Origin of the sequence: Streptosporangium sp. NPDC002524 (genome assembly GCF_040295985.1) — a bacterium.
In the GTDB taxonomy this organism is placed as follows: Bacteria; Actinomycetota; Actinomycetes; order Streptosporangiales; family Streptosporangiaceae; genus Streptosporangium.
The window spans coordinates 1-24,240 of record NZ_JBEOWK010000048.1 but is presented as its reverse complement, the minus strand read 5'-3'; the positions used below and the strand labels follow the sequence as shown (position 1 = coordinate 24,240).

Sequence of the window (24,240 nt, the reverse complement as noted above, 5' to 3'; positions counted from 1 at the left end):
TGGGCGAGAACCCCGGGCCCCGGTCCCCGCCGTGCCGCTCGGGTGGGCGGGCGTGGTGACGTGGTCAGGGCTTGCGCGCGACGCCCCCGGCGCACGCCACCTCGGGGGCGTCGCCCCAGGGGGCGGGCTCCGGCCGCCACCGCTGCACCGGTACGACGCCGGGCTCCAGCAGCGTCAGGCCGTCGAAGTAGCGGGCGATGAGCTCGGGGCTGCGCGGTGTGTAGGCGACCACGCCGCTCCCCGAGTTGTGGCGTCGCATCGCCTCGACGTACGCGGGGTCGGTGTCGACGCCGTCGTAGAGCGCCAGGTAGCTGCCCGGGGGCAGGTCCCGCATCAACCGGCGCACGATCGAGAGCGCCTCGTCGTGGTCGCCGATCAGGCCCATGATGCCCATCAGCATGAGCGCGGTGGGGCGCTCGAAGTCCAGGGTCTTCGCGGCCTCCCGCAGGATGTGCTCGGGGTCGCGCACGTCCGACTCGATGTAGTCGGTGGCCCCCTCGGGCGTGCTGGTGAGCAGCGCACGGGCGTGCACCAGCACCAGGGGGTCGTTGTCCACGTAGACGACGCGCGAGTCCGGCGCCACCCGCTGGGCGACCTCGTGGGTGTTGTCGACGGTGGGCAGCCCGGTGCCGATGTCCAGGAACTGGCGGACGCCCGCCTCCCCGGCCAGGTGACGCACCACGCGGGCGAGCATGTACCGGGAGTGACGGGCGACGTCGACCATGCCGGGGAAGACGGCGGACACCCTCTCGCCCGCCTCGCGGTCGACGGCGAAGTTGTCCTTCCCGCCCAGCAGGTAGTTCCAGATGCGCGCCGAGTGCGGCACCTCGGCGTCGATCCGTTCCATCCCGGGCCTCTGCCCGTCCTCCGGCGAACGGGATGACGGGTTCGAGACGGTCGGCTCATCGGCCATGGGGGAAATCTCCTGCCTTCCGGTGTCCTTCAGGGAGGTTACGCCCATCTGTGGACCATGACCTCGAATCATATGATCTTGGTTCCGCGATGTCCGGCCGAGACCCGTCGTCGTGCGCGGATCGAGCGGGAACTTACCGGGGCGAATGGGACACTAGGGACATGGCTGACGTTGTGAAGGGCCCGGCGAGTTACTTCCCCTCGATCGAGAAGAAGTACGGCCGCCCGATCGCCGAGTGGCAGGAGCTCATCCGCTCCTCACCCCTGACCAGGCACATGGAGCTCGTCTCCTGGCTCAAGACCGAGCACGGCCTGGGACACGGCCACGCCAACGCCCTCGTCGCGCACACCCTCGCCGAGGCCGACGGCACGTGAACCGTCCAGGGTTCCCGGGGGATCCGACCGGTTGACCCCGAAGAGGCCGCGGGAGGGCCCGAACCCGGCGCTCCCTCACCGCCCCTCCTCGCGGCCCCGTCACCGGCCCCTTTCACCAGGCCCTCTCAGCGGCCTCTCTCACCGGCCCCTCTCACCAGGCACTTCCAGCGGCCCTCTCACCGGTCCCGGGCAACCCGCTCGGCCAGGAAGTCCTCCCAGGTCCGCAGGCCCACGGCGGCACCCTCAAGGGACAGGTTCTCGCCGGCCCGGTACGCGCGGCCGGCCCTTCCCGGGATCCGGACCGGCACCATCAACCGGCGCCCGCCGCGCGCCCGCAGGTATCCGCCGCTCAGCTCGGCCATCCCGTACACCCTCGGCCCCGCCAGGTCGGGCACCTGGCCGGACGGCTCGCCGAGCGTCAGTTCCACGAGCCGGGCTGCCACCTCGCGCGCGTCGACCGGCTGGAACCGGAGGCCACCCGGGACCGGTATCACCGGCAGTTTCGCCATCCGCCGCACCACGTCCAGGACCAGGTCGTGGAACTGGGCGGCGCGCAGCGTCGTCCACGGCAGGCCGGAACCGGCCACGGCCCGCTCCGCGCCCAGCTTGGACCTGAAATAGCCCAGCGGAACCCGGTCCGCCCCGATGACCGAGATGTACACCAGGTGCCGTACCCCGGCGCGCGACGCGGCCCGCACCAGGTTCCGGGTCGCCTCGTCGTCACCCCTGGGGCCGCCCGCGAGGTGCAGGACGGTCTCCGCCCCGTCCACCGCGGCCTCGACCCCCTCGTCCTTGAGCAGGTCACCGGTCACGTACTCGACGCCGTCCCCGGGTTCGTGGCCGTTCCTGCTGAGCACCCGCACCGCACGGCCGGCGTCTCGCAGGAGCGGCACGACGAGGCGCCCGAGCGTGCCCGTGCCGCCGGTGAGCAGGATGGCTGACGTCATGATTTCTCCAGGCTCTTCGTTTCGGTCGGAGAACCGGTCCTCCGGTCACATCGGCCGGGTTCCGCGGGTCTACCGTTACGACACTTCGCGAGGAAGGAACGTGACGGGTGGACGAGCGCGAATGGCTGACGGAGCGTTTCGAGGAACACCGGCTCCGTCTGCGGGCGGTGGCCTACCGGATGCTCGGCTCGGTGAGCGAGGCCGACGACGCCGTCCAGGACGCCTGGCTGCGCCTCGGCCGCGCCGACACCGGCGGCGTGGAGAACCTCGGCGCGTGGCTGACGACGGTGGTGGCGCGCGTGTGCCTGAACGTGCTGCGCTCGCGCGAACAGCGGCGCGAGGAACCCTTCGAGACGCGCGTCCCCGATCCGATCGTCGGCCACGAGAACGGGGGAGACCCCGAGCACGAGGCGTTGCTGGCCGACTCGGTCGGGCTCGCGCTGCTGGTGGTGCTGGAGACCCTGTCACCGGCCGAACGGCTCGCGTTCGTGCTGCACGACATGTTCGCGGTGCCGTTCGAGGAGATCGCTCCGATGGTCGAGCGGTCCCCGGCCGCGGCGCGGCAGCTCGCGAGCCGCGCCCGCCGCCGGGTACGCGGGCAGGCCCCGGTTCCCGACCCCGATCTCGCCCGCCAGCGTGAGGTCGTCGACGCGTTCTTCGCCGCCGCCCGCGACGGCGACTTCGACGCGCTCGTCACCGTGCTCCACCCCGGCGTCGTGCTCCGGTCCGACGGCGGCGTCGCGCGGGCCCGCCACACGGTCGTGATCACCGGTGCGCGGACCGTGGCCGAGCAGGCGCTCACCTTCGGACGGCTCTCCCCGTTCGCGCGACCGGCACTGGTCAACGGGGCCGCCGGGGTCGTCGTCGCCGCGCACGGGCGGCCGTTGTCCGTCATGGCCTTCACCGTCACGGGCGGCATGATCCTCGCCGTCGACGTGCTGTCCGATCCCGAACGCCTGAGCCGGCTCGACCTGGCGGTCCTCGACGACTGAGTGCCGCCGCCAGGGCGGGCGTGCCCGCCGCTACTTCGGGGTCGGCAGGCGTCCCCGGCGGGCCTCCCGGGAAACGACCTCACGGCGACACGGACGCACCGCTCACCTGTGGCGACAGGTCGAAAGGGCCCGTGTTCCCGGCGGATCCATCGCGTCACCACGTGGTGGGTGACCGATCGCGAAGTGGCGCCCGCCCCTTTCACGGAAGCCACTCCTGAAGCCCGGGGAGATGCCCGAGCTCCGACTCGATACGCCGCCTGTCGCCGGTGGTGAGTTCCAGACCACGTAAATCGGCGCTCCATGGATCGGCGGGCTCGCCGAGGACCATGGCCAGGTCGACGAGGTGGCACAGGGCGATGGCCCGCTCGACCACCGGGGCGTCCGCGCCGTGCCTGCGCACCGCCGACTTGAGCGCGCGAAAGGCCTGCAGGTCGTCGTTCTTGAACTCGCGCAGGATCCGGGCGTTGTCGAGCGCCCTGGCCAGGCCCGTCAGCTTTTTTGAGCCGCCGTACTCCAGCTCGGCGGGCTCGTCACGCTGGATGAATATGATCGAGTTCCCGGACGGATCGATCAGCGTGAACCGGGACGCGCCCGGCCGGTAGCGGGTGATCCGCGGCAGGCCCGAACCGAGCACCTTGCCGTGGACCCGCCGCATCGCCGCGACGAACGCCGCATGGTACGGCGCCACGGCGTCGACCATGACCAGGCAGCCTCCCGACTCCTCCCGGGCCGGATCCAGCCCTTCGGGCGCCGGGCCGAAGTCCAGCTGGAACCCGCTCCACCGCAGTGCCAGGTAGACGTAGGGCCTGCTCTGCTTGTACGTCGCCCGGAACCCCAGCGCCTCGTAGAACGCCAAGGTCTCCTCCACCGAGGCGCACGGCATCAACGGCACCGTCGTCTCGTTCGGCCGAACCGCGATCTCACTCACGTCATGCCACCTTTCGGGTCGTCCGGCGATGCTCGCACCCTGTGGTGAACCTCGCATATGGATCGTTCCACTGTGGATCGGGCATCTGTGATGCCTGTTCAAGCCACAGGGGGCGGGAATCCGTATCCCGGCGTGCCCACCCGGGGCCCCTCACCTGTGCGCGGACATCGCCGTCCGAAGCGGGATCTGAGGCGGGTTTCCGCCGCCTGCCTCAGCGTGGACCCCCGCCGACCTGCGACTCCGGGCGGACCGCGCGCATGGCCGACCGTACGATCTCCTCCAGACGCTCGCTGTGCGCGCCGCGCCAGTAGACCTGGCCGCACTCCGAACACCGGCCGTAGACGTCGTACGAGCGCCTGGTCCCGGTCGCCAGCAGGCGGTCGATCTCGGCCTTGTCGACGGGGGCCAGCTCCCCGTTGCAGGCCGTGCAGCGGGTCCACGGCCGCAGCGGTGGCGCGAACCGCTCCAGCAGGTCGCGGAGCTGGTCGTCCGCCCTGGTGCCCCGTACGTAGGCGCCGAACCAGAGCGCCCGGCGGAACAGCAGGCCGTGGTCCTGGGTGAGCAGCACCCGGCGTTCCCTGTTCGCCTCGACGACCAGCGAGGGGTCGTCCATGTCGTTGTGGTAGGTCGCGTCCACGCCCAGCAGCCGGAGCCGCCGCGCGAGGGTGCCCAGATGGACGTCGAGCAGGAACCGGGGCGCGTCCCGCCCCGGTTCGAGGGGCACCGGCTGGGGGCGGGGCACGGGGTGAACGTGGACCACGTCCCCGGCGACGGGCTGATAGGACGTGCCGACCTCCACGCCCTCGACGGTCAGCGGCCCCACCTCGGGCAGCGGGACGCCGAGCGACTCCACGACATGGCCCAGCGTCGACGTCCCGTCGGGCGTCACCCGCTGCCACTCACGCCGCCGCCGCGCGGGCAGGAACAGCAGCAACTCGCCGGAGATGCGCAGGTGAACACCGGATTCCTCACTCACCCCGCCAGCATGCCATTCGCGGCAGCCACCCCGACACGCATTAAACGACGACTCACGGGACCGCCCGACACGGGTTCCGGGGCGGTATCGGGCCCTTGTCCACACGCCTGGAGTGAGGCTGTCGGAAACCGGCGGTGAGCGTTGGAATTCGACTGCCATGGGACATGGGTGCACGCACAGCATGTAGAGCCCGTCAACGGAGATGCCGACACACGGCCTTCGACCTCGTATCCGGGGTTCGAGCTTCACATGTGCCACAGTTCGGCACACCCCATGCACTGGAGGGAATCACGCGGTTACGCTTCCGTGGTCCTGCACACCATCGCACCGGAGGGAACCATGCGGCTACGCTTCCTCACGATCGACCCCGACACCAACGGTGACGAGTGCCCTGCGGCGTTCGTGGACGAGGAGACCGGCGACCTGGTGTTTCAGGGGTGGGCCGTCACCGACCCGGACGACCTGGCTCAGGTGTCCCAGCACAGCCGTATCGCGGAGAATGAGTCGGTCGTACGGCTACCGGCTCACATGAGAGCGGCCATCTTGGAGGCACTAAATGACCACAATTCCAGCGTTCGGTGAATTGATCGCAGCGACCACCACCTCGGCTATCCACTTGGAAATGCGCGATGCCTACACTCCACAGGATCCGGTGTTTCTCGACTGGATGAGAGGCGAACCCATCGACGCCGTGGAGCGGCATCGCGAGTGGTACGACGTGGTGCGCGCGACCGTGGCCAGGGGCGTGACCATGCGAAGGGCGAGGATCGTCTCCGAACCATTGGCCGACTTCACGCGGTTCGAGTACGAGTGCACGGCAGCCCTCAATATCGCCGCTGGTGAGCAGGTGCGCTGGCTGCCCCGGAGGCTGGCGTCCGATCTGTGTCTGCCAGGAAATGATTTTTGGGTTTTCGACAGCCGTCTAGCCAGGTTCAACCACTTCGCCGGAGACGGCTCCTCGGGGGAGAAGGAGATGCGCGAGGAGCCCGGGGTGGTTCAGCTCTGCAACGGAGCTTTCGAAGCGGTGTGGGAGCGCGCGATCGATCATTCGGACTACAAGCCGCTTTAGCCGTCTCAAGCAACACGTACCACCATGCCAACTTCGTCCTCGCCCTCGTCCTCGATTCAGGCAGCGCGTCAGGCGCTCGCTGACAGGCTGAAAGAACTCCGTCTCGACGCGGGTCTTACCGCTATCGCCTTGGCCGCCGCCGCAGGGTGGGAACGCACCAAGGTCTCAAAGATCGAGCATGCCGCGCGTTCGCCTTCCATCACTGATGTACGTGCGTGGTGTCGGATATGTGGCGCAGCAGAACAATCGGATGATTTAATAGCCGCGCTGCGAGCCGCTGAAGGGGCGTACGTCGAGTGGAAGCGGCTTCAGCGGACTGGCCTGCGACGGCTTCAGGAGTCGCGGCTTCCCTTGTTCGAGCGGACGCGGGAGTTTCGCATCTACTGCTCGCAAGTGGTTCCCGGTTTGCTTCAGACACCCGAGTACGCCTCGGCCTTACTACGCTCGATCGCTATTCAGAACGAGACTCCCGACGACGTGGCCGAGGCCGTACAGGCGCGCGTTGCCTGTGCACGTGTGCTGCGCCAGGGCGGACATCGGTTCGCCTTCATCATCGAGGAAGCGGTGCTGTACTACCGACTCGGTGGAACCGAGGTGATGGCTGGGCAGTTGGGGCATCTGCTGACGGTCATGTCGCTTCCGTCCGTAGCGATCGGCGTGATTCCCTTCGCGAGGACTCGCGCGACGTGGCCGCTACACACCTTCTCCATGTACGACGCGGTCGAGGTGCGTGTGGAGCTTTTGACGGCCGCCGTTACCGTCACCGCGCCGGGGGAGATCGAGCAGTATCGCAAGGCGTTCGAGGTGCTGGCATCCATGGCTGTGTACGGGGCGGCAGCCCGCGAGTTGGTTGTCAGGGCGGTTACATCTCTGGATGACTGAGATGCTGGTCGCCACACTTGGCCACACTCGTTGAACCCGGAAAACGCCCGCTTCTACTGTCCGGGTTATGGCATCCGGACAGACAGTGACAGGAGCCCGCACCGGGGGACGCGAGGGCGACGAGGCGGCGAGTCCTGCCGGGCAAGAACCCCCTGAAGGGCTGAGTGACCTCGCGTGGCTGGTCAGAGCCCGAGGGATACGTACGTCGATCGTTCACTTTGTGGGGCTTCGCCTCTACGGTGACCGTCCCGACCCCTTTCCGCGAAGCGACCGCTTCGAACTGGTCGCCCACAGCCGTGGTGGCTGGGAGGTGGCGACGGTGACCGTGGGGGAGCGTTCCGGTTACTTCGTGGTCTCGCTGCCCTCGGTGGGGGTCGCGGCCCAGATGGTCAACGTCGACCAGCCTTACGCGGTGGTGGGCCTGATCCTCGCCGCACTGGTCGCTCAGGCCGGACAGGGGCAGGGAATGACCGGGGCCGCGCTGACACCGACCCCGCTTCGGGTTCCTTACGTCATCGCGCATGCGGGTGAGGCCGTACCGCAACGCCTGCGGTTCGCCCGGCGTCCGCTCGGTCGGTTGCGGCTTGTCTACGACGATCCGCGCCGGGGTGACATGGCCTGCGGGGTGCTGCGTGCCCGAGTCCTGAACAACCGCCAGGGGGCACCTCAGTGGCGCAAGCTCAACACACTGCGCCAGTGGCGATGCATGCTGAAGAACCTGTGCCAGGTCTGCGGGCAGGACGCCAGGGACCCGGCAACGGGACGCGTCCCGTGGATCACCACCGCAACGGCGTTCCGCGTCATCCCCGACGTCCCGAACAGCGGCTACACCAGCGCGCCCGCCACCTGCCGGGCTTGCATCCCCGAATCGCTCGGCACGTGTCCCCGGCTCCACATGTCGTCGGCCGTCTACACCGTGGCCCGCAGCGAGCCCGCCGCCGTCCTGGCCGACATGTTCAGCCCCGGCCCCGGCGGCCTGGCCGTCCACACCGGAGAGCACAACGTCCTGGTCGGCCTGAACGAACCGCACCTGCTGCGCAGCGCGCTCGCCACCCAGCTGCTCGTCCGCATCGATGACATGCGGCCCCTGAAAGTGGCGTGAGTTCTCCCCTTTACTTCCCGGAGGGCCGGGTGCCTTCCCCGTCGCGGCCTCACACCCGTGGCTCGCCTTCCTGACCCTCCGGGAACCCAAGGTTGCCTCATTCTGAAACCGGAAAAGGCCCTGCATGGAGACATGCGGGGGCTGTTGTTCTTGGCGAGGATGAGATGTCGGGGCATTACCATTCTTATCAGTGGATCGGCCAGGCCACTTCTCTCGACAAAGCGGACGGAGTCCGCAGGCCACCGCTCCCGCCCACCCTCGCGGACGATTTCCGAAATTCCCCGCTCCCGCCCTTCCGGATGTGCGACTGGCTTCTCAAGCCGCCAACCCACATCAAGGTGACCGGGGATCTCGAAACGGTGCTCACCTGGCTGGAAGAACAATGGCGCCAGCTTGAGTCGTCTCTTGCCTATCCCGGCCAGGAACAGCGTCTGGGCGGTGGCGAAGGACGGCTCAAGGATGCTCAGGACGCGCTGAGGCATTGCGGAAGCATGGCTTGGGGGCATTGGCTGAGGGCAGAGCGTTTCGGCCTTACAGCCGTGGTCGGCTGCCCCGACGTTCATGCTCCCCACTACCGGTGCCCGACCGGACGGTGAGCCGGTACGTCACCGAATTCACGTACGCCGGTCGGGAGACGACGTACCCGTGAAGCCACGCACAGTCCCACATATGGCGCTGGGGGCTGTGTCACAGGGGGAGGCCGACGTCCCGGACGGGGGGATCGGGTCCGTGGACGCCGGCCTCCGTGTGCGGTCCACGCCCGGCACGGGGGAGCCGTGGGTGTGGACCGGCTCCGGGGTCGGCGGGGGTCGGGGGACGATCCCGGCTGCCCCGGAGGTCAGGAGTGGTGTTGCTGGGCGGGGACGTCGAACCAGACGCCGGTGCCGAGTTGGCCGGTGCCGCACAGGCGGGTCCAGTAGGTGCCGCAACGTCCGTGGGTGAGTTCGGCGACGATGCGCAGGCCCCGGCCGCCGAGTTCGAGGTCGTCGATGCGCTCGGAGACGGGCAGAGGGCGATGCAACAGGTGGTCGATGAGGGTGGTCCCGGCTCCGGCGTCGACGACCTCGGCGCGGACGGGCAGGCCGTGGTCGTACAGGAGACGGAACTCGTAGGGGCCGGGGGCGTAACGGGTGGCGTTGGTGACCAGCTCGGAGACCACGATCTCCAGCTCGTCGAGCACGTCTGGATCCAGAGGCAGCTTGACCAGCTGATCGCGGAACACTTCCCGGGCGCGCCGGGCCGCGTTGCCGGGAGGCAGGCACCAGGCGACCATCCGGAAGCGGTTGCGGGGTCTGCCGTACTCGTCGGGGTCCGGGACGGGAACGCGCTCGATGAGCATCGTCGCTCCTAACGTGTGGGAACGGGGGCAGTTCTGCGGTCAGGTCGGCAGACGCTCTGCGGGCTCGCTCAGGTTTCGCCCCGGTAGGAAAGCGTGAGGTCAAGGGGATAGCGGAACCGGCAGTGCATGGGGGCGTCCAATGGAGGTGGACGAACAGCGCCGACGGCCATTCCTTTTTGTGACGACGCGAACACTTACCGCTGTCACATCTCGATGATGGAGTGCAAGCTACCCTCTAGGCAAGTCATTCCTATGAGAAAGCCTTTCCTCTAGGGAGGATCGCGTTTCCCCAAGCCATCCCGAGCACTACGCTCCCCACGAGGAAGGAGGTGGCCATGCCCGTCGAACCCACACCGCGCCGCCGGCGTCTGGGCGCGGAACTCAGACGCGTCCGCGAGGCCCTCGGCTGGACCCAGGAGGAAGCGGCCGGTCACCTCGGCTACCAGTCCCTCTCAACGATCAGCAAGATCGAGAACGGGCTGCAAGGGCTCAGAATCCAGCAGCTTCCGCACTTCTTCGAGGTTTTCGGCATCACCGACACCGCCCTGAGAGAAGAACTCCGCGATCTCGTACGCCGGGCCGGTGAAGCCGACTGGTGGCAGCGTTACGAAGGTGTGGTCGACGATCCGCTCGGCGACTACCTCTCCCAGGTGGAGAACGCCGACGCCCTGTTCGTCTTCAACCCCCTCGCCATCCACGGACTGCTCCAGACCGCTGAATACGCCCGCGCGGTGACCGAAGGCAGTCGTGTCTGGAAGACCCCCGAGGACATCGACCACTTCGTGGCACTGCGGCTGGAGCATCAGCGCACCATGCTGGAGCGCCGATCTCCGCTGAAGATCTGGACGGTGCTCCCCGAGGGCCTGCTACGTCAGGAAGTCGGCGGACGGGCTTGCATGCGCGCCCAGCTCGAACACCTGACACACCTCGCCCGCACCAACCCCGCCGTCACGATCCAGGTCCTGCCGTTCTCCGCCGGAGCCCACGCGGGAATGGACGGCCCCTTCATGCTCATGTCGTTTCCCACGGGCCGCGACCTCGTGTGCATCGAGTCCCTGCGCGCCTCCCTGCACCTGAACGAACCCGAGACCGTCGAGCTCTATCGCACCACCGGCGACCTGTTGAAGTCCGACGCACTCTCCCCGAAGGCATCGATACCGCTCCTCGCCGCGATCGCCAAGGAATCCCCCTCATGAACAAGCACACCCTTGACCCCGACTGGATCGAAACCCAGCTCCGCGATGCCCGCTGGCACACCAGCAGCCTCAGCAGCGGTGGCACCAACTGCGTCCAGATCGCCTTCCTGGACCGGGGCATCGTCGCCCTGCGCGACTCCAAGAGCCCGGACAAGGCCCCGCACCTGTTCACCGATGCCGAGTACGACGCCTTCACCGGCGGTATCGAACGCGGCGAACTCCGACGCCCCTGAGTTCGCAAGACCACCGAGACGAGAGTTCCACGAGGGCGGCGAGTTCGACGTCTGAGAACCGCCGATTCTGTTCGGTGGCCGCCTGAGGTGAGAGCCCCCGTCGCGGTGGGACCCTCACCCGTCTGCGGTTGCTCGCCACGAGCATCCCGGTTCGGTTGCTTCGGGCTCAGACGTTCGCCATGGTGTTCCCTGCTCCGGTGAGGGCCTGCCGGTCGGCGTTCTTGCCGAGGTAGGTACGCAGGTGCCGGGCGGTGAGGGAGTCGCCTGCCGAGACGAGGTCGGCCGGGGTGCCGGTGAAGACGATCCGGCCGCCGTCGTGCCCGGCTCCGGGGCCGAGGTCGACGATCCAGTCGGCGTGCGCCATCACGGCCTGGTGGTGCTCGATGACGACGACCGTGTTGCCGTCGTCGACGATCCGGTCCAGCAGGGCGAGCAGCTGGTCCACGTCGGCCAGGTGCAGGCCGGTGGTCGGCTCGTCCAGCACGTACGTCGTGGCCTTCTCCGCCATCCGGATGGCCAGCTTGAGCCGCTGCCGCTCGCCCCCGGACAGGGTGGTGAGCGGCTGGCCCAGGCCGAGGTAGCCCAGGCCCACGTCGGAGAGCCGGTCCAGGACGGCCCGCGCCGCGCCGAAGCTCGCGCCCGGACCCGCGCCGGGCCCGGAACCGGGGGCGAAGAAGTCGCGGGCCTCGGTCACCGACATGCCGAGCACCTCGCTGATGTCCTTGCCGCGCAGCTTGTGGGTGAGCACCTCGGGCGTGAACCGCCGGCCCTCGCACTGCTCGCACACCGAGGCCACCCCGGCCATCATGGCGAGGTCGGTGTAGACCAGGCCGATGCCCTTGCAGTTGGGGCAGGCGCCCTCGGAGTTCGCGCTGAACAGGGCCGCCTTGACCCCGTTGGTCTTCGCGAAGGCGGTGCGGATCGGGTCGAGCAGCCCGGTGTAGGTGGCCGGGTTGCTGCGGCGGGACCCGCGGATCGCGGTCTGGTCGACCACGGCGACGCCCTCCCTGCGGGGGAGCGAGCCGTGGATCAGCGAGCTCTTGCCGGATCCGGCGACGCCGGTGACGACGGTGAGCACGCCCAGCGGGATGTCGACGCTCACGTCCTTGAGGTTGTGCAGGGTGGCGCCCGTGATCGACAGCTGCCCGGAGGGCGTCCTGACCTTCTCGCGCAGGCGGGCCCGGTGGTCCAGGTGGCGGCCCGTCAGGGAGTCCGAGCGCCGGAGCGCGGCCACGTCACCGGTGAAGCACACCCGCCCGCCGGACGAGCCCGCCCCCGGGCCCAGGTCGACCACGTGGTCGGCGATCTCGATCGTCTCCGGCTTGTGCTCGACGACCAAGACTGTGTTGCCCTTGTCGCGCAGGAGCAGCAGCAGGTTGTTCATCCGCTCGATGTCGTGCGGGTGCAGCCCCACCGTGGGCTCGTCGAAGACGTAGGTGACGTCGGTCAGGCTGGAGCCGAGGTGGCGGACCATCTTCACCCGCTGGGCCTCGCCCCCGGACAGCGTGGACGACTCGCGGTCCAGGCTCAGGTAGCCCAGGCCGATCTCGACCAGCGACTCCAGCGTGCCGCGCAGGGTGGCGACCAGCGGCCCCACCGAGGCGTCCTCGATGCCCCGGACGAACGCGGCCAGGTCGCTGATCTGCATGGCCGCGCAGTCGGCGATGTTGCGGCCGTCGATCTTCGAGCCCAGCGCGGCGGGGTTGAGCCTGCTGCCGCCGCACGCGTGGCAGCTCGTGAACGTCACGGCCCGGTCCACGAACGCCCGGATGTGGGGCTGCATCGACTCGCGGTCCTTGGCGAGGTAGAGCCGCCGTACCTTGACCAGGAGGCCCTCGTAGGTGGTGTTCATCGTGCCGATTTTGATCTTGGTCGCGGGCTTGTGGAGGAAGTCCTCCCACTGGGCCGGGGTGTAGTCCCGCAGCTTCGTGTCGGGGTCGAAGAACCCGGAGTTGGCCAGGCCCTGCCAGTACCACGAGTCCACGGTGAAGTTGGGGGCGGTGATCGCGCCCTCGTTGAGCGAGAGGTCGACGTCGACGAGCTGGGAGACGTCGACGTCCGACACCCGGCCGAGCCCCTCGCACTCCGGGCACATGCCCTCGGCGCTGTTGAAGCTGAAGGCGCTGGAGGTGCCGACGTGGGGGGTGCCGATCCGGCTGAAGACGATCCGCAGCATCGTCTGCGCGTCGGTCGCCGTGCCGACCGTCGAGCGGGAGTTGGCGCCCATCCGCTCCTGGTCGACGACGATCGCCGCGCTCAGGTTGCGCAGGGCGTCGACGTCGGGACGCCCCTGGCTCTGCATGAACGACTGGATGAAGGCCGTGTAGGTCTCGTTGATCAGGCGCTGCGACTCCGCCGCGATGGTGCCGAAGACGAGGGAGGACTTCCCCGACCCGGAGACCCCGGTGAAGACGGTGAGCCGCCGCTTGGGAATGTCCAGCGAGATGTCGGCCAGGTTGTTCTCCCTGGCGCCGCGGACCTCGATCACGTCGTGGCTGTCCGCGGCGGCCCGGCCGTGTCGCGGGCCGCGGGCGCGGGCCGGTGTGGCGGGTGGGAACACGAACCTTCTCACTTGATATCCTTAGGCTGTAAAGAGTTGGCCCGGCCAAGTTAGTTTATGCCGTAAGGAGTTGCAAGTGGTCGTCTTCGCCGGACAGGGCGACGCGCGCCGTTCGATGGCGCTGCTGTGGCGGACCACGAGACCGGAGGGGGGACGCCCAGGGCCCAAGCCCGGCCTGAGCGTGGACCTGATCGTCGACACGGCCGTCGCCATCGCCGACGCGGAGGGGATGGCCGCGCTCTCCATGCGCGCGGTGGGCGAGCGGCTCGGGCGCACGGCCATGGCCCTCTACACCTACGTCCCCAGCAAGAGCGAGCTGGTCGACCTGATGTACGACCGGGCCCTCGCCGAGCTCTCCACCCGGCACGACCTGACCGGCGGCTGGCGGGCCGCGGTGACCTCCTGGGCGCAGGAGACCTGGGAGTTCTACGTACGGCACCCGTGGGTGCTGCAGGTGTCGCAGGCGCGTCCCGTGCTGGGCCCCAACGAGTACGTCATGATCGAGGAGGCGCTGCGGATCCTCCGCGAGACCGGGCTGGACGCCGCGGCGCTGCGGTACGTCGTCGGCACGCTGTTCTACTTCGTGCGCGGGGCGGCGCAGACGGTCGCCGAGTCGCGCCGTGCCCCGGTGGAGACCGGGGTGTCGGACGAGGAGTGGTGGTACGCCCGCTCGGCCCTGCTGACGGAGGTCGCGCCCGACTTCGCCGAGCGGTTCCCGACGATGGCCTGGCTCGCCGGCGAGGGCGCCTACGACCCCCGGGACGAGACCGTCCCCTACATGGAGCAGGAGGGGAGGGACACCTTCGCCGCCGGGCTCGCCATCCTCCTGGACGGGATCGAGGCGAAGGTGAGCGGGTCCGGAGCCTGAGGGGCCCGCCAGCGGATTCGTTCACGCCGGGGGTGAGGGACCCGGTTCGAGAACGGGCGGGCGGCTCACCGGCCTTTTGGCCTGCTGGCCTGCTGGCCTGCTGGCTTTCCGGGCGCCGGGTGTCCCGAGGGCCGGGCCCGGCCTCGGCGTGATGCCCTGACATGGGACGTGAGCGCGTCTAACCGGACCGCCGCGGGGCAGGAACACCTCATGAAAAAGTTCTTCAAGGTCGTGGTGGCGCGCTGGCTGGCCCGTACGCCGTTCGGGCTGGCGATCCTGGGAGTGGGCTGGTTCCTGGGGCGGCGGCGCAGGCAGCGTGAGCAGGAGCAGGCCGGGCGAGGCGGGCGGGGATACGTGACGCGGGGGAGCGGACGCCCGCCCCGCTCCGGCCGGCGCTGAACCCTCCGCCTTCACGGGTGATGGGGCGGCGGGGGCCAGGTAGCCGAACCCCTGCTTTCGCGGGCGACGGCGGCCGGGCGCGGTGTCGTGGTGTCGCGGTGTCATCCGCCGGGCGTCTCAGTCGTGGGCGATGAGCATGAGTTGCCGCCACAGCAGCACCACGAACACCGCCGACCCGGCGAAGGCGAACCAGAAGGGCGCCGCGACACCGAAGTGGGTGGCCAGGACACCGCCGATCAACGAGCCGACCACCAGACCGGCGTAGACGCAGACGGTGTTGACGCTGCCCACCCGGCCCTGCAGCTCGTGCGGGACCGCGCGCTGGCGGACGGCGACAGAGGTCGTGCCCCAGATGAACGCGTGCGCGCCGAAGGCCAGGAAGATGCCCCCGGCGACCCATGGCGAACGGGTCAGGGCCAGGCCCAGGTGAGTGAACGTCTCGATGACGAGTCCGATCCGCATCAGGGCGCCGAGGCTCACCCTGCGGGTGATGATCCCGTACAGGCCGGTGCCGATCAGGCCGCCGATCCCGCCGATGGTGGTCATCAGGGCGAAGCCCAGGGCGCCGAGGCCGAGCCGCTCCTGGGTGTAGAGGACGAGAACCGACCAGGCCGCGCCGAACGTGAAGTTGAAGATCAGAATTGTGAGCGCCAGCGTGCGGACCGCCGCGTGCCGGACGGTCCAGCTGAACCCGGCGATCAGTTCCCGTACGGTGTCGGGCGCGGGAGCGTCGCCCCGCCGGCCGTGCGGCGGCAACGTGATCCGGGAGACCATGACGATCCCCGCCACCACCAGGAGCAGCTGGCCCGCGAACGGCCATGTCAGGCCCAGGCCGAACAGTGCCGCGCCGATCGGCGGCCCGGCCAGCTGATTGAGCGTGATGAACCCCGTGCCCAGGCGGGCGTTGGCGATGACGAGATCGTCCTTGCCGACCATCATGGGAGTCAGCGTGGCGGTCGCGTTGTCGGCGAACACCTCGGCGACGGACCGGAGCGTGAGCGCCACCAGCGCCGTCGCCACGGTCACGGTGCCGGTCACCAGGAGCGCGACGAGCGCCGCCAGCACCAGGGCCCGCGTCGCGTTCGCGACGAGCACGATCCTGCGCCGGTCGTACCGATCCGACAGCACGCCCGCGTACAGGCTGAACAGCAGCGGCGGCGCCCAGCCCACCAGGGCCGACAGTGAGATCATCAGCGGGTCGCGGGTCAGCGTCGCGATCAGCAGTGGGCCCGCCGCGGCCGCGACCCCGTCACCGAGGTTCGTCAGCCAGCTAGAGGCCAGCAGCCATCGGAACCCCGTCCCCAGCCGGGCAGGCAGGACTCGCTCCACCAATGTGATCACGAGCGTAGAACCATACGTTTTGCGAGCACCCACGGCAACGCGTTTTCGCGTCCGCGCGCCGTGTGACGGGGAGGGGGAGGGGGGCGGCGCTCCCTCTCGGCCGGCCGTCGGCGCCGCGAACGAGTACCCACTCGTCTCGGACCGGACCAGGCCGAGCCGGGCCGAGCCGGGCCGAGCCGGGCCGAGCCGAGCAGGGCCGTCCCGGGCGGGGACACCGTGAACGCGTACCCGCCCCTCGCGGACCTAGCTTGGCCATTCCGTCCGGTCGCGAGTCGTTTTTATGCTTAATGAGCTATATAGGAGTTTTTGTCTAGCTAGTTATGTATTTGATGGTCGGACTTTCATTGACAGTCGGCATAAGTCGGATCTAGCGTCGCGAAACATATACGACATACGTCCCGTTCCGTGCCGGGACGTGTAGTGCCGACCGAAGGGAAACCCCGCCATGCCCCCCAGGCGGAGACCGACCCACCCTCGCCGGAGGATCGCGCAGTTCTGCGCCATGCTCCTGGCCTTCACCGGAGCGACCGTGCTCACCGCGGCCGCGCCCGCGCAGGCGGTCGCCGCGATCGACCCGGCCGACTACCAGCGCGTGGAACTGGCCAAGGGCGCCGCCGAGATGGGCGAGCCCATGACCATGGCCGTGCTGCCCGACCGGTCGGTGCTGCACACCTCGCGCGACGGCAACCTGCGCCGTACCAGCGCGACCGGGGAGACGGCCGTCGTCGGCACGCTGCCCGTCTACACCCACGACGAGGAGGGCCTGCAGGGCGTCGCCGCCGACCCCGGGTTCGCCACGAACAGGACGATCTACCTGTATTACGCGCCGAAGCTGAACACCCCCGGGGGTGACGCCCCCGCCACCGGCACCGACTGGACGGCCTGGCAGGGCGTGAACCGGCTCTCGCGCTTCACCGTCAAGGCCGACTGGACGCTCGACGCCGCGAGCGAGCGGACGGTGCTGGAGGTCGCGGCCGACCGGGGCATGTGCTGCCACGTCGGCGGCGACATGGACTTCGACGCCCAGGGCAACCTGTACCTGTCCACCGGCGACGACACCAACCCCTTCGACTCGGCCGGTTACTCGCCCATCGACGAGCGGACCAACCGCAACCCCGTCTACGACGCCCAGCGCACCTCCGGCAACACCAACGACCTGCGCGGCAAGATCCTGCGCGTCAAGGTGAACCCGGCCACCGGCGCCTACACCGTCCCCTCGGGCAACCTCTTCGCGCCCGGCACGGCGGGCACCAGGCCCGAGATCTACGCGATGGGCTTCCGCAACCCGTTCCGGCTCAGCGTCGACAAGGCCACCGGCGTCGTCTACGTCGGCGACTACGGCCCCGACTCGGGCAGCACCGACGCCGCCCGCGGGCCCAGCGGCCAGGTCGAGTTCAACCGGGTGACCGGGCCCGGCAACTACGGCTGGCCGTACTGCACCGGGACCAACACCCTGGCCGAGACCTACGGCGAGTACACCTTCCCCTCGGGCCCCGCGGGCGCGAAGTACGACTGCGCCGCGGGCGGTGCGACCAACAACTCCTTCCGCAACACCGGCCTGGCGAAGCTGCCGCCCGCCAAGCCCGCCTGGATCAGGTACGGCGGCGACGCCGGCTCCCCGCCGGAGTTCGGCGGCGGCTCCGAGTCGCCGATGGGCGGCCCCGTCTACCGCTACGACGCCGCGCTGAACTCCACCGTCAAGTTCCCCCAGGAGCTCAACGGCCACTTCTTCGCCGGTGAGTTCGGCCGCAGGTGGATCAAGGCGATCGAGGTGGGCACCGACGGCTCACGCGGCGCCGTCGCGGGCTTCCCGTGGACCGGCACCCAGGTGATGGACCTCGCCTTCGGCCCCGACGGCGCGCTCTACGTGCTCGACTACGGCTCCGGCTACTTCGGCGGCGACGCCAACTCCGCGCTCTACCGCGTCGAGTACATCAAGGGCGTGAACCGCGCGCCCGTCGCGGTGGCCAAGGCCGACAAGACCTCGGGCAGGAGCCCGCTCGCCGTCACCTTCTCCTCGGCCGGTTCCGCCGACCCCGACGGGCAGGCGATCACCTACGCCTGGGCCTTCGGCGACGGGACCACCTCCACCGCCGCCAACCCCGTCAAGACGTACACGGCCAACGGCAACTACACCGCCACGCTCACCGTGCGCGACTCCCTCGGCGCCACCGGCACCGCGAGCGTGCCCATCACGGTCGGCAACACCGCGCCCACGGTGACCATCGAGAGGCCGCGCCAGGGCCAGCTGTTCCAGTGGGGCGACACCGTGCCGTTCACCATCAAGGTGACCGACCCCGAGGACGGCACCGTCGACTGCTCGAAGGTCAAGATGACCTACGTGCTCGGCCACGACAGCCACGGCCACCAGATCACCTCCAAGAACGGCTGCTCGGGCGACCTGGCGATCCCGGTCGACGGCGAGCACGACGACGCGGCCAACATCTTCGCGGTCTTCGACGCCGAGTACACCGACCTGGGCGGCCTGACCACCCACACCCAGCACATCCTGCAGCCCAGGAAGCGCCAGGCCGAGCACTACGCGACCATGTCCGGCGTCTCGCTCATCACCAAGACGGCCGCGCACGGCGGCAAGACCGTCGGCGACGTCCACAACGGCGACTCGATCACCTTCAGGGGCTACGAGCTGGCCGGGGCCACGAAGATCGACGCCCGGGTCTCCTCGGCGGGCGTCGGCGGTTCCATCCAGGTCCGCGCGGGCTCGGCGACCGGCACCCTGCTCGGCACGGTGGCCGTGGCGCCGACCGGCGGCTGGGAGACCTTCGTGGACGTCTCGGCCCCGCTGGCCGGAGCACCGGCCGGGGCGACCGACCTCACCCTCGTCTTCACCGGCGGCGCGGGCGCGCTGTTCGACCTGGACGACTTCACCCTCACCGGAGGGGGCACCACCGGACCGGCCGCCGGGAGGATCACCGGCGCCGGAGGCAGGTGCGTCGACGTCGCGGGCGGCCTGACCGCCGACGGCACCAACGTGCAGCTGTACACCTGCAACGGCACCGCCGCGCAAAACTGGGCCAGGGAGGGCGCCACCCTGCGGGCGTTCGGCAAGTGCATGGACGTCGCGGGCGGCGTCGCCACCGACGGCACCCGGGTGCAGCTCTACACCTGCAACGGCACCGGCGCGCAGAACTGGACGGCGAACGGCTCCACCCTCAGGGCGCTCGGCAAGTGCCTCGACGGCGCCAACGCCGCGCAGCTCGTCATCCGTACCTGTGACGGCGGCGCCGCGCAGAACTGGACGCTGCCCGGCGGGACGACCCCCGACCCCGACCCGGGGACCGGCACGGGTGCCGGGGACGTCCTCGTCTTCTCCCGCACCGCGGGCTTCAGGCACGACTCGATCCCCGCCGGTATTCAGGCCATCAGGGACCTGGGCTTCACCGTCGCCGCCACCGAGGACCCGGCGGCCTTCACCGCGGCCAACCTGGCCAGGTACAAGGCCGTCGTCTTCCTCAACACCACCGGCGACGTGCTCGACGCCGGACAGCAGGCCGCCTTCGAGTCCTACGTCAGGGCGGGCGGCGGCTACGCCGGCGTCCACGCGGCGTCCGACACCGAGTACGACTGGCCCTGGTACGGCAACCTGGTCGGCGCCTGGTTCGCCTCCCACCCCGCCGTCCAGCCGGCCACCGTCAGGGTGCAGGACCGGGCCCACCCGTCCACCGCCCACCTCGGCCCCACCTGGAGCCGTACCGACGAGTGGTACGACTTCCGCACCAACGCCCGCGCCAACGCCCGCGTGCTCGCCACCCTGGACGAGTCCACCTACACGGGCGGCGGCATGGGCGCCGACCACCCCATCGCCTGGTGCAAGGCCTACGACGGGGGACGCTCCTTCTACACCGGGGGCGGGCACACCGCCGCCGCCTTCGCCGAGCCCGCGTTCCGCCAGCACCTGCTGGGCGGGCTCAACTACGCCACCGGCAGGGCCAAGGCCGACTGCCGCGCGGAGAACGGCTACACGCCGATCTACGACGGCTCCGTCACCGGCTGGGAGCAGGCCGGGCCCGGCAGCTTCGCCAACGCCGACGCCACGCTGACCTCGCAGGGCGGCATGGGCCTGTTCTGGTACAAGGCGAAGGAGTTCCGCTCCTACTCGCTCAAGCTGGACTGGAGGATGGCCGGGGACGACAACTCCGGCATCTTCCTCGGCTTCCCCTCCTCCACCGACCCCAACTCGGCGGTCGCCAACGGCTACGAGATCCAGATCGACGCCACCGACACCGCCGACAAGACCACCGGCTCCGTCTACGGCTTCAAGTCCGCCGACGTGGCGGCCAGGGACGCCGCGCTCAACCCGCCGGGGCAGTGGAACACCTACGAGCTGCTGGTCGAGGGGGAGAGGCTGCAGATCTTCCTCAACGGCGTGAAGATCAACGACTTCACCAACACCACCCCCGCCCGCTCGCTCCAGCAGGGGTACGTGGGCATCCAGAACCACGGCGCCGGGGACGACGTGTCCTTCCGCAACATCAGGATCAAGGAGCTCGGCGCGACCGGGGGCGACACGACCGTCCAGGCGGAGAGCTGGTCCGAGGCGAACGGCGTGCAGCCCTACCCGCACACCCCCGCGCACGGCGGCACCGTGCTCGGCTACGTCAACCCCGGCGACTGGGCCGCCTACGACGGGGTGAACCTGACCGGCGTCACCACCTTCCGGGCCAGGGTCGCCTCACCCACCCCGGCCGGAGGCTTCCAGATCCGCACCGGCTCGCCCACCGGCCCGCTGCTCGGCAGCGTCACCGTCCCGGCGACCGCGGGCTGGGAGTCGTACGCCGACGTCTCCACCCCCCTCACCGGGGTCCCCTCCGGCACCGTCAAGCTCTACCTGGTGTTCACCGGTTCGAACTTCGACGTGGACGACTTCACCCTGGTCCGCACGCCGTAGGACGTCCCTGCGCCTCAGGACTTCCCGCCCCTTCTCCCGCATCCTGCGCGGGGGGAGGGGCGGGAACGACGAGACGGCCCGGTCGATGACCGGGCCGTCTCGTCGTTTTCGTGTTCCCGTGTTCTCTGAGCTCTCTGAGCTCTCTGAGCTCTCTGAGCTCTCTGAGCTCTCTGAGTGTTCTGTATTTCCTGAACTCCTGCGTTCCCCGTGCCGCTCCGGATCTCCCAGGTGTCCCGGAGCCGCCGGGGCGGGGACCTCAGCTGAACATCGCCTCCATGGTCTCGTGCGACTGCTCCTTCTTGGCGTCGGACTCGCTGCCCCAGCAGGTGTTGAGGATGATCCGGGTGCGGTCCTCGGAGAGCGGGACCGTGCGGTGCAGCGTCGTGTCGGAGCGCAGGAAGTAGATGTCGCCCGTCTCGTGGGCGTAGGTGCTGATCTGCTGCTTGATGAGGTGGTCGTGGACCCGGGGGTCCTCCTTCACCCAGTTGGTGTGGGGGACGCACTGGAGCATGCCGCCGAACTCGCTGCTCGGCGCCTCCATGATCCAGATGAGGGTGAAGCTGAAGTCACCCCAGTGCCAGCCGTGGGTGTCGCCCTGCTTCTCCTGGCGGATGATGACGTACTTCTCCTCGTCCCAGGGGCAGTTGACGACCGGCTCGTTGGCCAGCTGCCCGAGGAAGCCCTTGAGGGAGACGGAGTCGTAGAGCTCCGGGATGAGGGAGCTGTCCTGGGCGATGGACTGCTGGCTCACCGTGCTCATCTTCCTCGGGGAGTTGCTGGTCTCCTTGAGGTTGATGTCGATCCTGCGCGCGTGCAGGTCGAGCAGCCGGTTCACCTCGTCCGAGACGAGGTTCTTCACCTCGCCGGAGACCACGTCCCGCAGCTTGACGTAGCCGTTCCTGCGGAAATCATGCGACAATTTGCGGATTTCCCAGGGGTCCTGAAAGGTCTTTTCGAGATGCTCCGCGATCCGGTCGTCGAGTGAGAGCGTCCCGAGGCCGGTCTCGTAGTTGGGAGTCGGCATGCGGTTTCTCCTCCGTGTCCGTGGTTAACGAGTCCGTGGTTATCGAGGTTTCCAGAACCGTAACACGCGAGTGGCCGACGCAAATGGCGCGCGTTGTTCGTCCCGTCCCCCTGTGAAACCATGAGCGGATTCCATCCGATCGGCTTCAGCAATTACTCAGACTACGCAGGGACGAGCGTCATGAACACCAAAGTCACATTCGTCGAGCTGTCTGCTTTCGAGGCCATCCTGCCCCTCGCCTCCGGTTACATGCAGGCTTACGCGCAGCACGACCCGGAGGTGGGACCGCGATGTGAGTTCGAGATCTACTCCGCCCCCGTATCCGCCGACCGGGAGGAAGTGATCGAAGAACTCCTCGGCAAACGCAGCGACGTTTACGCCATCAGTTGCTACATCTGGAACATCGGGTTCGCGCGCGCCGTGCTGGACGCGCTGCACGAGAGCCTTCCCCAGGCCCAGTTCATCCTCGGCGGCCCGCAGGTCATGCTGCACGCCCACGAGTACGTCGCCCCCGAGAGGGAGAACGTCGTCGTCTGCAACGGCGAGGGCGAGAAGACGATGGTGCAGTACCTGCGCCAGGTCATCGGCGACGAGCCCGACTTCGCCGAGGTCCACGGGGTCAGCTTCTGGCGCTCCGGGGAGCTCGTCACCACCGAGGCCGCCGAGCGGGTGCGCGACCTCATGGAGGTGCCCTCGCCCTTCACCTCCGGCGTCTTCGAGGAGGGCAAGTACACCACGGCCATCCTGGAGACCAACCGCGGATGCCCGTTCAGCTGCGGTTTCTGCTTCTGGGGCGCGGCCACCAACGACAAGGTGCACAAGTTCGAGGACCAGCGGGTCCGCGACGACATCACCTGGATCAGCAAGAACAACTTCGTGTCGATCTTCATCGCCGACGCCAACTGGGGCATGGCCCCGCGCGACGTGGAGCTCACCCGCCACCTGGTGGAGTGCAGCGAGGAGAACGGCTACCCGGTGATGGTCTCGATGGCCGCCGCCAAGAACAAGCCCGACCGGATGGCCGAGATCACCGAGATCCTCGTCCAGGGCGGCCTGCTGACCAGCCAGCCCATCTCCCTGCAGTCGATGAGCTCCAGGACCCTGGAGCTGGTCGACCGCTCGAACATCAAGCCCGCGACCTACACCGAGTTGCAGAGGACGCTCAGGGAGAAGCGCATCAGCTCCTACATCGAGCTGATCTGGCCGCTTCCCGGAGAAACCCTGGGATCGTACAAGGAAGGGGTCGCGGAATTGTGCCGGCTGCGTGCCGACACCCTGATCGTCTATCCGCAGCTCCTCCTTCACAACACCTCGATCTACGCGAAGCGCGACCTTCTCGGCGTGCAGGTCGAGCGCGTTCCCAGTGACGTCACCGAGGCCGATGTCGTGGTCGGCACCAACTGGGTCAGCCGCGAGGAGTGCGAGCGCGGCACGTGGTTCTACTACGCGGTCCACTCGCTCTACAACCTGCGCGGCCTGTATTACCTCGCCAATTACCTGGACAGGTCCGGAACCAGGAAGTTCGAGGACTTCTTCACCGACGCCGCGACGTATTTCGAGAGCCGCACGGACACCGAGGTGGCGACTTTCTTCCGCGATTCGGTGGAGAAACTCTGGAACTACGACTTCCACAATTTCGGGATGGTCGCGCACATCGTCCTGCATTCGCACCGCGAGGAGTTCGACGGGCTGCTGATCGACTTCGCCCGTACCCAGCCGTGGTGGGAGGACGCCGAGGCGCGGGCCGCGTTCGAGCTCGACCTGCTGGCCCGGCCCTACATCTACCTGGCCAAGCCGAAGCCGCCCCGCTACGACTTCGCCGAGCTGCGCGTCGAGTCGCGCCCGGGGGCGCGGGGGAAGACGACCTCGGTCGTGGACATGCCCGCCCCCCTGGCCGCCCTGCTCATCGACCTCGACGTGACCGGCCTGGAGGCCGGCCAGGAGACCCTCACCCGCCTGGAGCTGGACCACCCGCGCGGGCGCAAGCTGCCGTTCATGCCGGAGCGCAGCCTGGAGCACAACGCCTCCTACTGCCAGGGCATGGTGCTGCGGCTGCGGGAGTACCTCCCCACCTGGCGACCGGAGTCCGAGACCGCCGCGCTGCCCGGCCGCCGCTGAGCCGTCCGCCCGGCACGCCCGCCCGGCACGCGGGCGCGCCGGGGGCACCGGGGATGCAGGGGCGCAGGGG

Annotated in this window: 21 protein-coding genes; 13 read left to right on the top strand and 8 right to left on the bottom strand. The window is 69.1% G+C overall.

Going from position 1 to position 24,240, the window contains the following annotated elements:
* Window positions 1-64 precede the first annotated feature (64 nt).
* Window positions 65-913 carry an SAM-dependent methyltransferase gene (locus tag ABT053_RS42065; RefSeq protein WP_502991972.1) on the bottom strand — a complete coding sequence of 283 codons (849 nt, stop codon included), beginning with the start codon at window positions 911-913 and terminating at the stop codon, window positions 65-67.
* Between the two features lie 161 nt (window positions 914-1,074).
* On the opposite strand from ABT053_RS42065, the gene ABT053_RS42060 reads away from it, so the two are divergent.
* Window positions 1,075-1,287, top strand: coding sequence for a DUF4287 domain-containing protein (locus ABT053_RS42060; protein ID WP_350977521.1), 213 nt, complete (start codon window positions 1,075-1,077; stop codon window positions 1,285-1,287).
* A gap of 176 nt (window positions 1,288-1,463) precedes the next feature.
* Here ABT053_RS42060 and ABT053_RS42055 read toward each other — a convergent pair whose 3' ends face one another.
* On the bottom strand, window positions 1,464-2,234 hold the full coding sequence (locus ABT053_RS42055) for an SDR family oxidoreductase (protein ID WP_350977518.1): 771 nt from the start codon (window positions 2,232-2,234) through the stop codon (window positions 1,464-1,466).
* A 107-nt stretch (window positions 2,235-2,341) separates the two neighbouring features.
* Here ABT053_RS42055 and sigJ point away from each other — a divergent pair, with 107 nt between their 5' ends.
* A complete protein-coding gene (gene sigJ, locus ABT053_RS42050; protein ID WP_350977517.1) occupies window positions 2,342-3,226 on the top strand; it encodes an RNA polymerase sigma factor SigJ in 885 nt (294 codons plus the stop codon).
* A gap of 199 nt (window positions 3,227-3,425) precedes the next feature.
* Here the strand turns inward: sigJ and ABT053_RS42045 are convergent, their stop codons facing one another.
* Together ABT053_RS42045 and ABT053_RS42040 are read right to left on the bottom strand one after the other, a co-directional pair.
* Window positions 3,426-4,154 (bottom strand): DUF8817 family protein, encoded by a 729-nt coding sequence (locus tag ABT053_RS42045; RefSeq protein ID WP_350977516.1) that lies wholly within the window; start codon window positions 4,152-4,154, stop codon window positions 3,426-3,428.
* 211 nt (window positions 4,155-4,365) lie between these two features.
* The gene (locus tag ABT053_RS42040; RefSeq protein ID WP_350977513.1) at window positions 4,366-5,130 is read right to left on the bottom strand and encodes a Mut7-C RNAse domain-containing protein; all 765 of its coding nucleotides are present in this window, start codon (window positions 5,128-5,130) and stop codon (window positions 4,366-4,368) included.
* Between the two features lie 339 nt (window positions 5,131-5,469).
* On the opposite strand from ABT053_RS42040, the gene ABT053_RS42035 reads away from it, so the two are divergent.
* The 5 genes from ABT053_RS42035 to ABT053_RS42015 all read left to right on the top strand — a co-directional run bounded on the left by ABT053_RS42035 (window position 5,470) and on the right by ABT053_RS42015 (window position 8,779).
* Complete coding sequence (locus ABT053_RS42035; RefSeq protein WP_350977511.1) at window positions 5,470-5,712, top strand: hypothetical protein; 243 nt, start codon at window positions 5,470-5,472, stop codon at window positions 5,710-5,712.
* A complete protein-coding gene (locus tag ABT053_RS42030; protein ID WP_350977508.1) occupies window positions 5,687-6,199 on the top strand; it encodes a DUF6879 family protein in 513 nt (170 codons plus the stop codon). The genes ABT053_RS42035 and ABT053_RS42030 overlap by 26 nt, the downstream gene beginning before the upstream one ends.
* A 24-nt stretch (window positions 6,200-6,223) precedes the next feature.
* Window positions 6,224-7,081 (top strand): DUF5753 domain-containing protein, encoded by an 858-nt coding sequence (locus ABT053_RS42025; protein ID WP_350977506.1) that lies wholly within the window; start codon window positions 6,224-6,226, stop codon window positions 7,079-7,081.
* A gap of 220 nt (window positions 7,082-7,301) precedes the next feature.
* Window positions 7,302-8,183 carry a hypothetical protein gene (locus ABT053_RS42020; RefSeq protein ID WP_350977504.1) on the top strand — a complete coding sequence of 294 codons (882 nt, stop codon included), beginning with the start codon at window positions 7,302-7,304 and terminating at the stop codon, window positions 8,181-8,183.
* A 299-nt stretch (window positions 8,184-8,482) separates the two neighbouring features.
* The gene (locus ABT053_RS42015; RefSeq protein WP_350977501.1) at window positions 8,483-8,779 is read left to right on the top strand and encodes a hypothetical protein; all 297 of its coding nucleotides are present in this window, start codon (window positions 8,483-8,485) and stop codon (window positions 8,777-8,779) included.
* Between the two features lie 242 nt (window positions 8,780-9,021).
* On the opposite strand, the gene ABT053_RS42010 is transcribed toward ABT053_RS42015, so the two are convergent.
* Entirely contained in the window at window positions 9,022-9,522 is a 501-nt protein-coding gene (locus tag ABT053_RS42010; protein WP_350977499.1) for an ATP-binding protein, read from the bottom strand.
* Window positions 9,523-9,857: 335 nt separating this feature from the next.
* Here ABT053_RS42010 and ABT053_RS42005 point away from each other — a divergent pair, with 335 nt between their 5' ends.
* Entirely contained in the window at window positions 9,858-10,718 is an 861-nt protein-coding gene (locus ABT053_RS42005) for a helix-turn-helix domain-containing protein (protein ID WP_350977496.1), read from the top strand.
* Complete coding sequence (locus ABT053_RS42000) at window positions 10,715-10,951, top strand: DUF397 domain-containing protein (RefSeq protein WP_350977494.1); 237 nt, start codon at window positions 10,715-10,717, stop codon at window positions 10,949-10,951. The genes ABT053_RS42005 and ABT053_RS42000 overlap by 4 nt, the downstream gene beginning before the upstream one ends.
* Window positions 10,952-11,117: 166 nt before the next feature.
* On the opposite strand, the gene ABT053_RS41995 is transcribed toward ABT053_RS42000, so the two are convergent.
* Complete coding sequence (locus ABT053_RS41995) at window positions 11,118-13,511, bottom strand: ATP-binding cassette domain-containing protein (protein WP_350977541.1); 2,394 nt, start codon at window positions 13,509-13,511, stop codon at window positions 11,118-11,120.
* 76 nt (window positions 13,512-13,587) lie between these two features.
* Between ABT053_RS41995 and ABT053_RS41990 the strand changes: the two genes are divergently transcribed.
* Window positions 13,588-14,379 carry a TetR/AcrR family transcriptional regulator gene (locus ABT053_RS41990; RefSeq protein WP_350977492.1) on the top strand — a complete coding sequence of 264 codons (792 nt, stop codon included), beginning with the start codon at window positions 13,588-13,590 and terminating at the stop codon, window positions 14,377-14,379.
* 210 nt (window positions 14,380-14,589) lie between these two features.
* Entirely contained in the window at window positions 14,590-14,778 is a 189-nt protein-coding gene (locus tag ABT053_RS41985; RefSeq protein ID WP_350977490.1) for a DUF6203 family protein, read from the top strand.
* Between the two features lie 117 nt (window positions 14,779-14,895).
* On the opposite strand, the gene ABT053_RS41980 is transcribed toward ABT053_RS41985, so the two are convergent.
* Window positions 14,896-16,119 (bottom strand): MFS transporter, encoded by a 1,224-nt coding sequence (locus ABT053_RS41980; protein ID WP_350977488.1) that lies wholly within the window; start codon window positions 16,117-16,119, stop codon window positions 14,896-14,898.
* Between the two features lie 445 nt (window positions 16,120-16,564).
* Between ABT053_RS41980 and ABT053_RS41975 the strand changes: the two genes are divergently transcribed.
* Window positions 16,565-21,028, top strand: a complete 4,464-nt coding sequence (locus tag ABT053_RS41975) for a ThuA domain-containing protein (protein ID WP_350977487.1) — start codon at window positions 16,565-16,567, stop codon at window positions 21,026-21,028.
* A 256-nt stretch (window positions 21,029-21,284) separates the two neighbouring features.
* On the opposite strand, the gene ABT053_RS41970 is transcribed toward ABT053_RS41975, so the two are convergent.
* Window positions 21,285-22,052, bottom strand: a complete 768-nt coding sequence (locus tag ABT053_RS41970; RefSeq protein WP_350977485.1) for a HalD/BesD family halogenase — start codon at window positions 22,050-22,052, stop codon at window positions 21,285-21,287.
* Window positions 22,053-22,232: 180 nt separating this feature from the next.
* Here ABT053_RS41970 and ABT053_RS41965 point away from each other — a divergent pair, with 180 nt between their 5' ends.
* Window positions 22,233-24,170 carry a B12-binding domain-containing radical SAM protein gene (locus ABT053_RS41965; RefSeq protein ID WP_350977482.1) on the top strand — a complete coding sequence of 646 codons (1,938 nt, stop codon included), beginning with the start codon at window positions 22,233-22,235 and terminating at the stop codon, window positions 24,168-24,170.
* The last annotated feature ends 70 nt before the right edge of the window (window positions 24,171-24,240 follow it).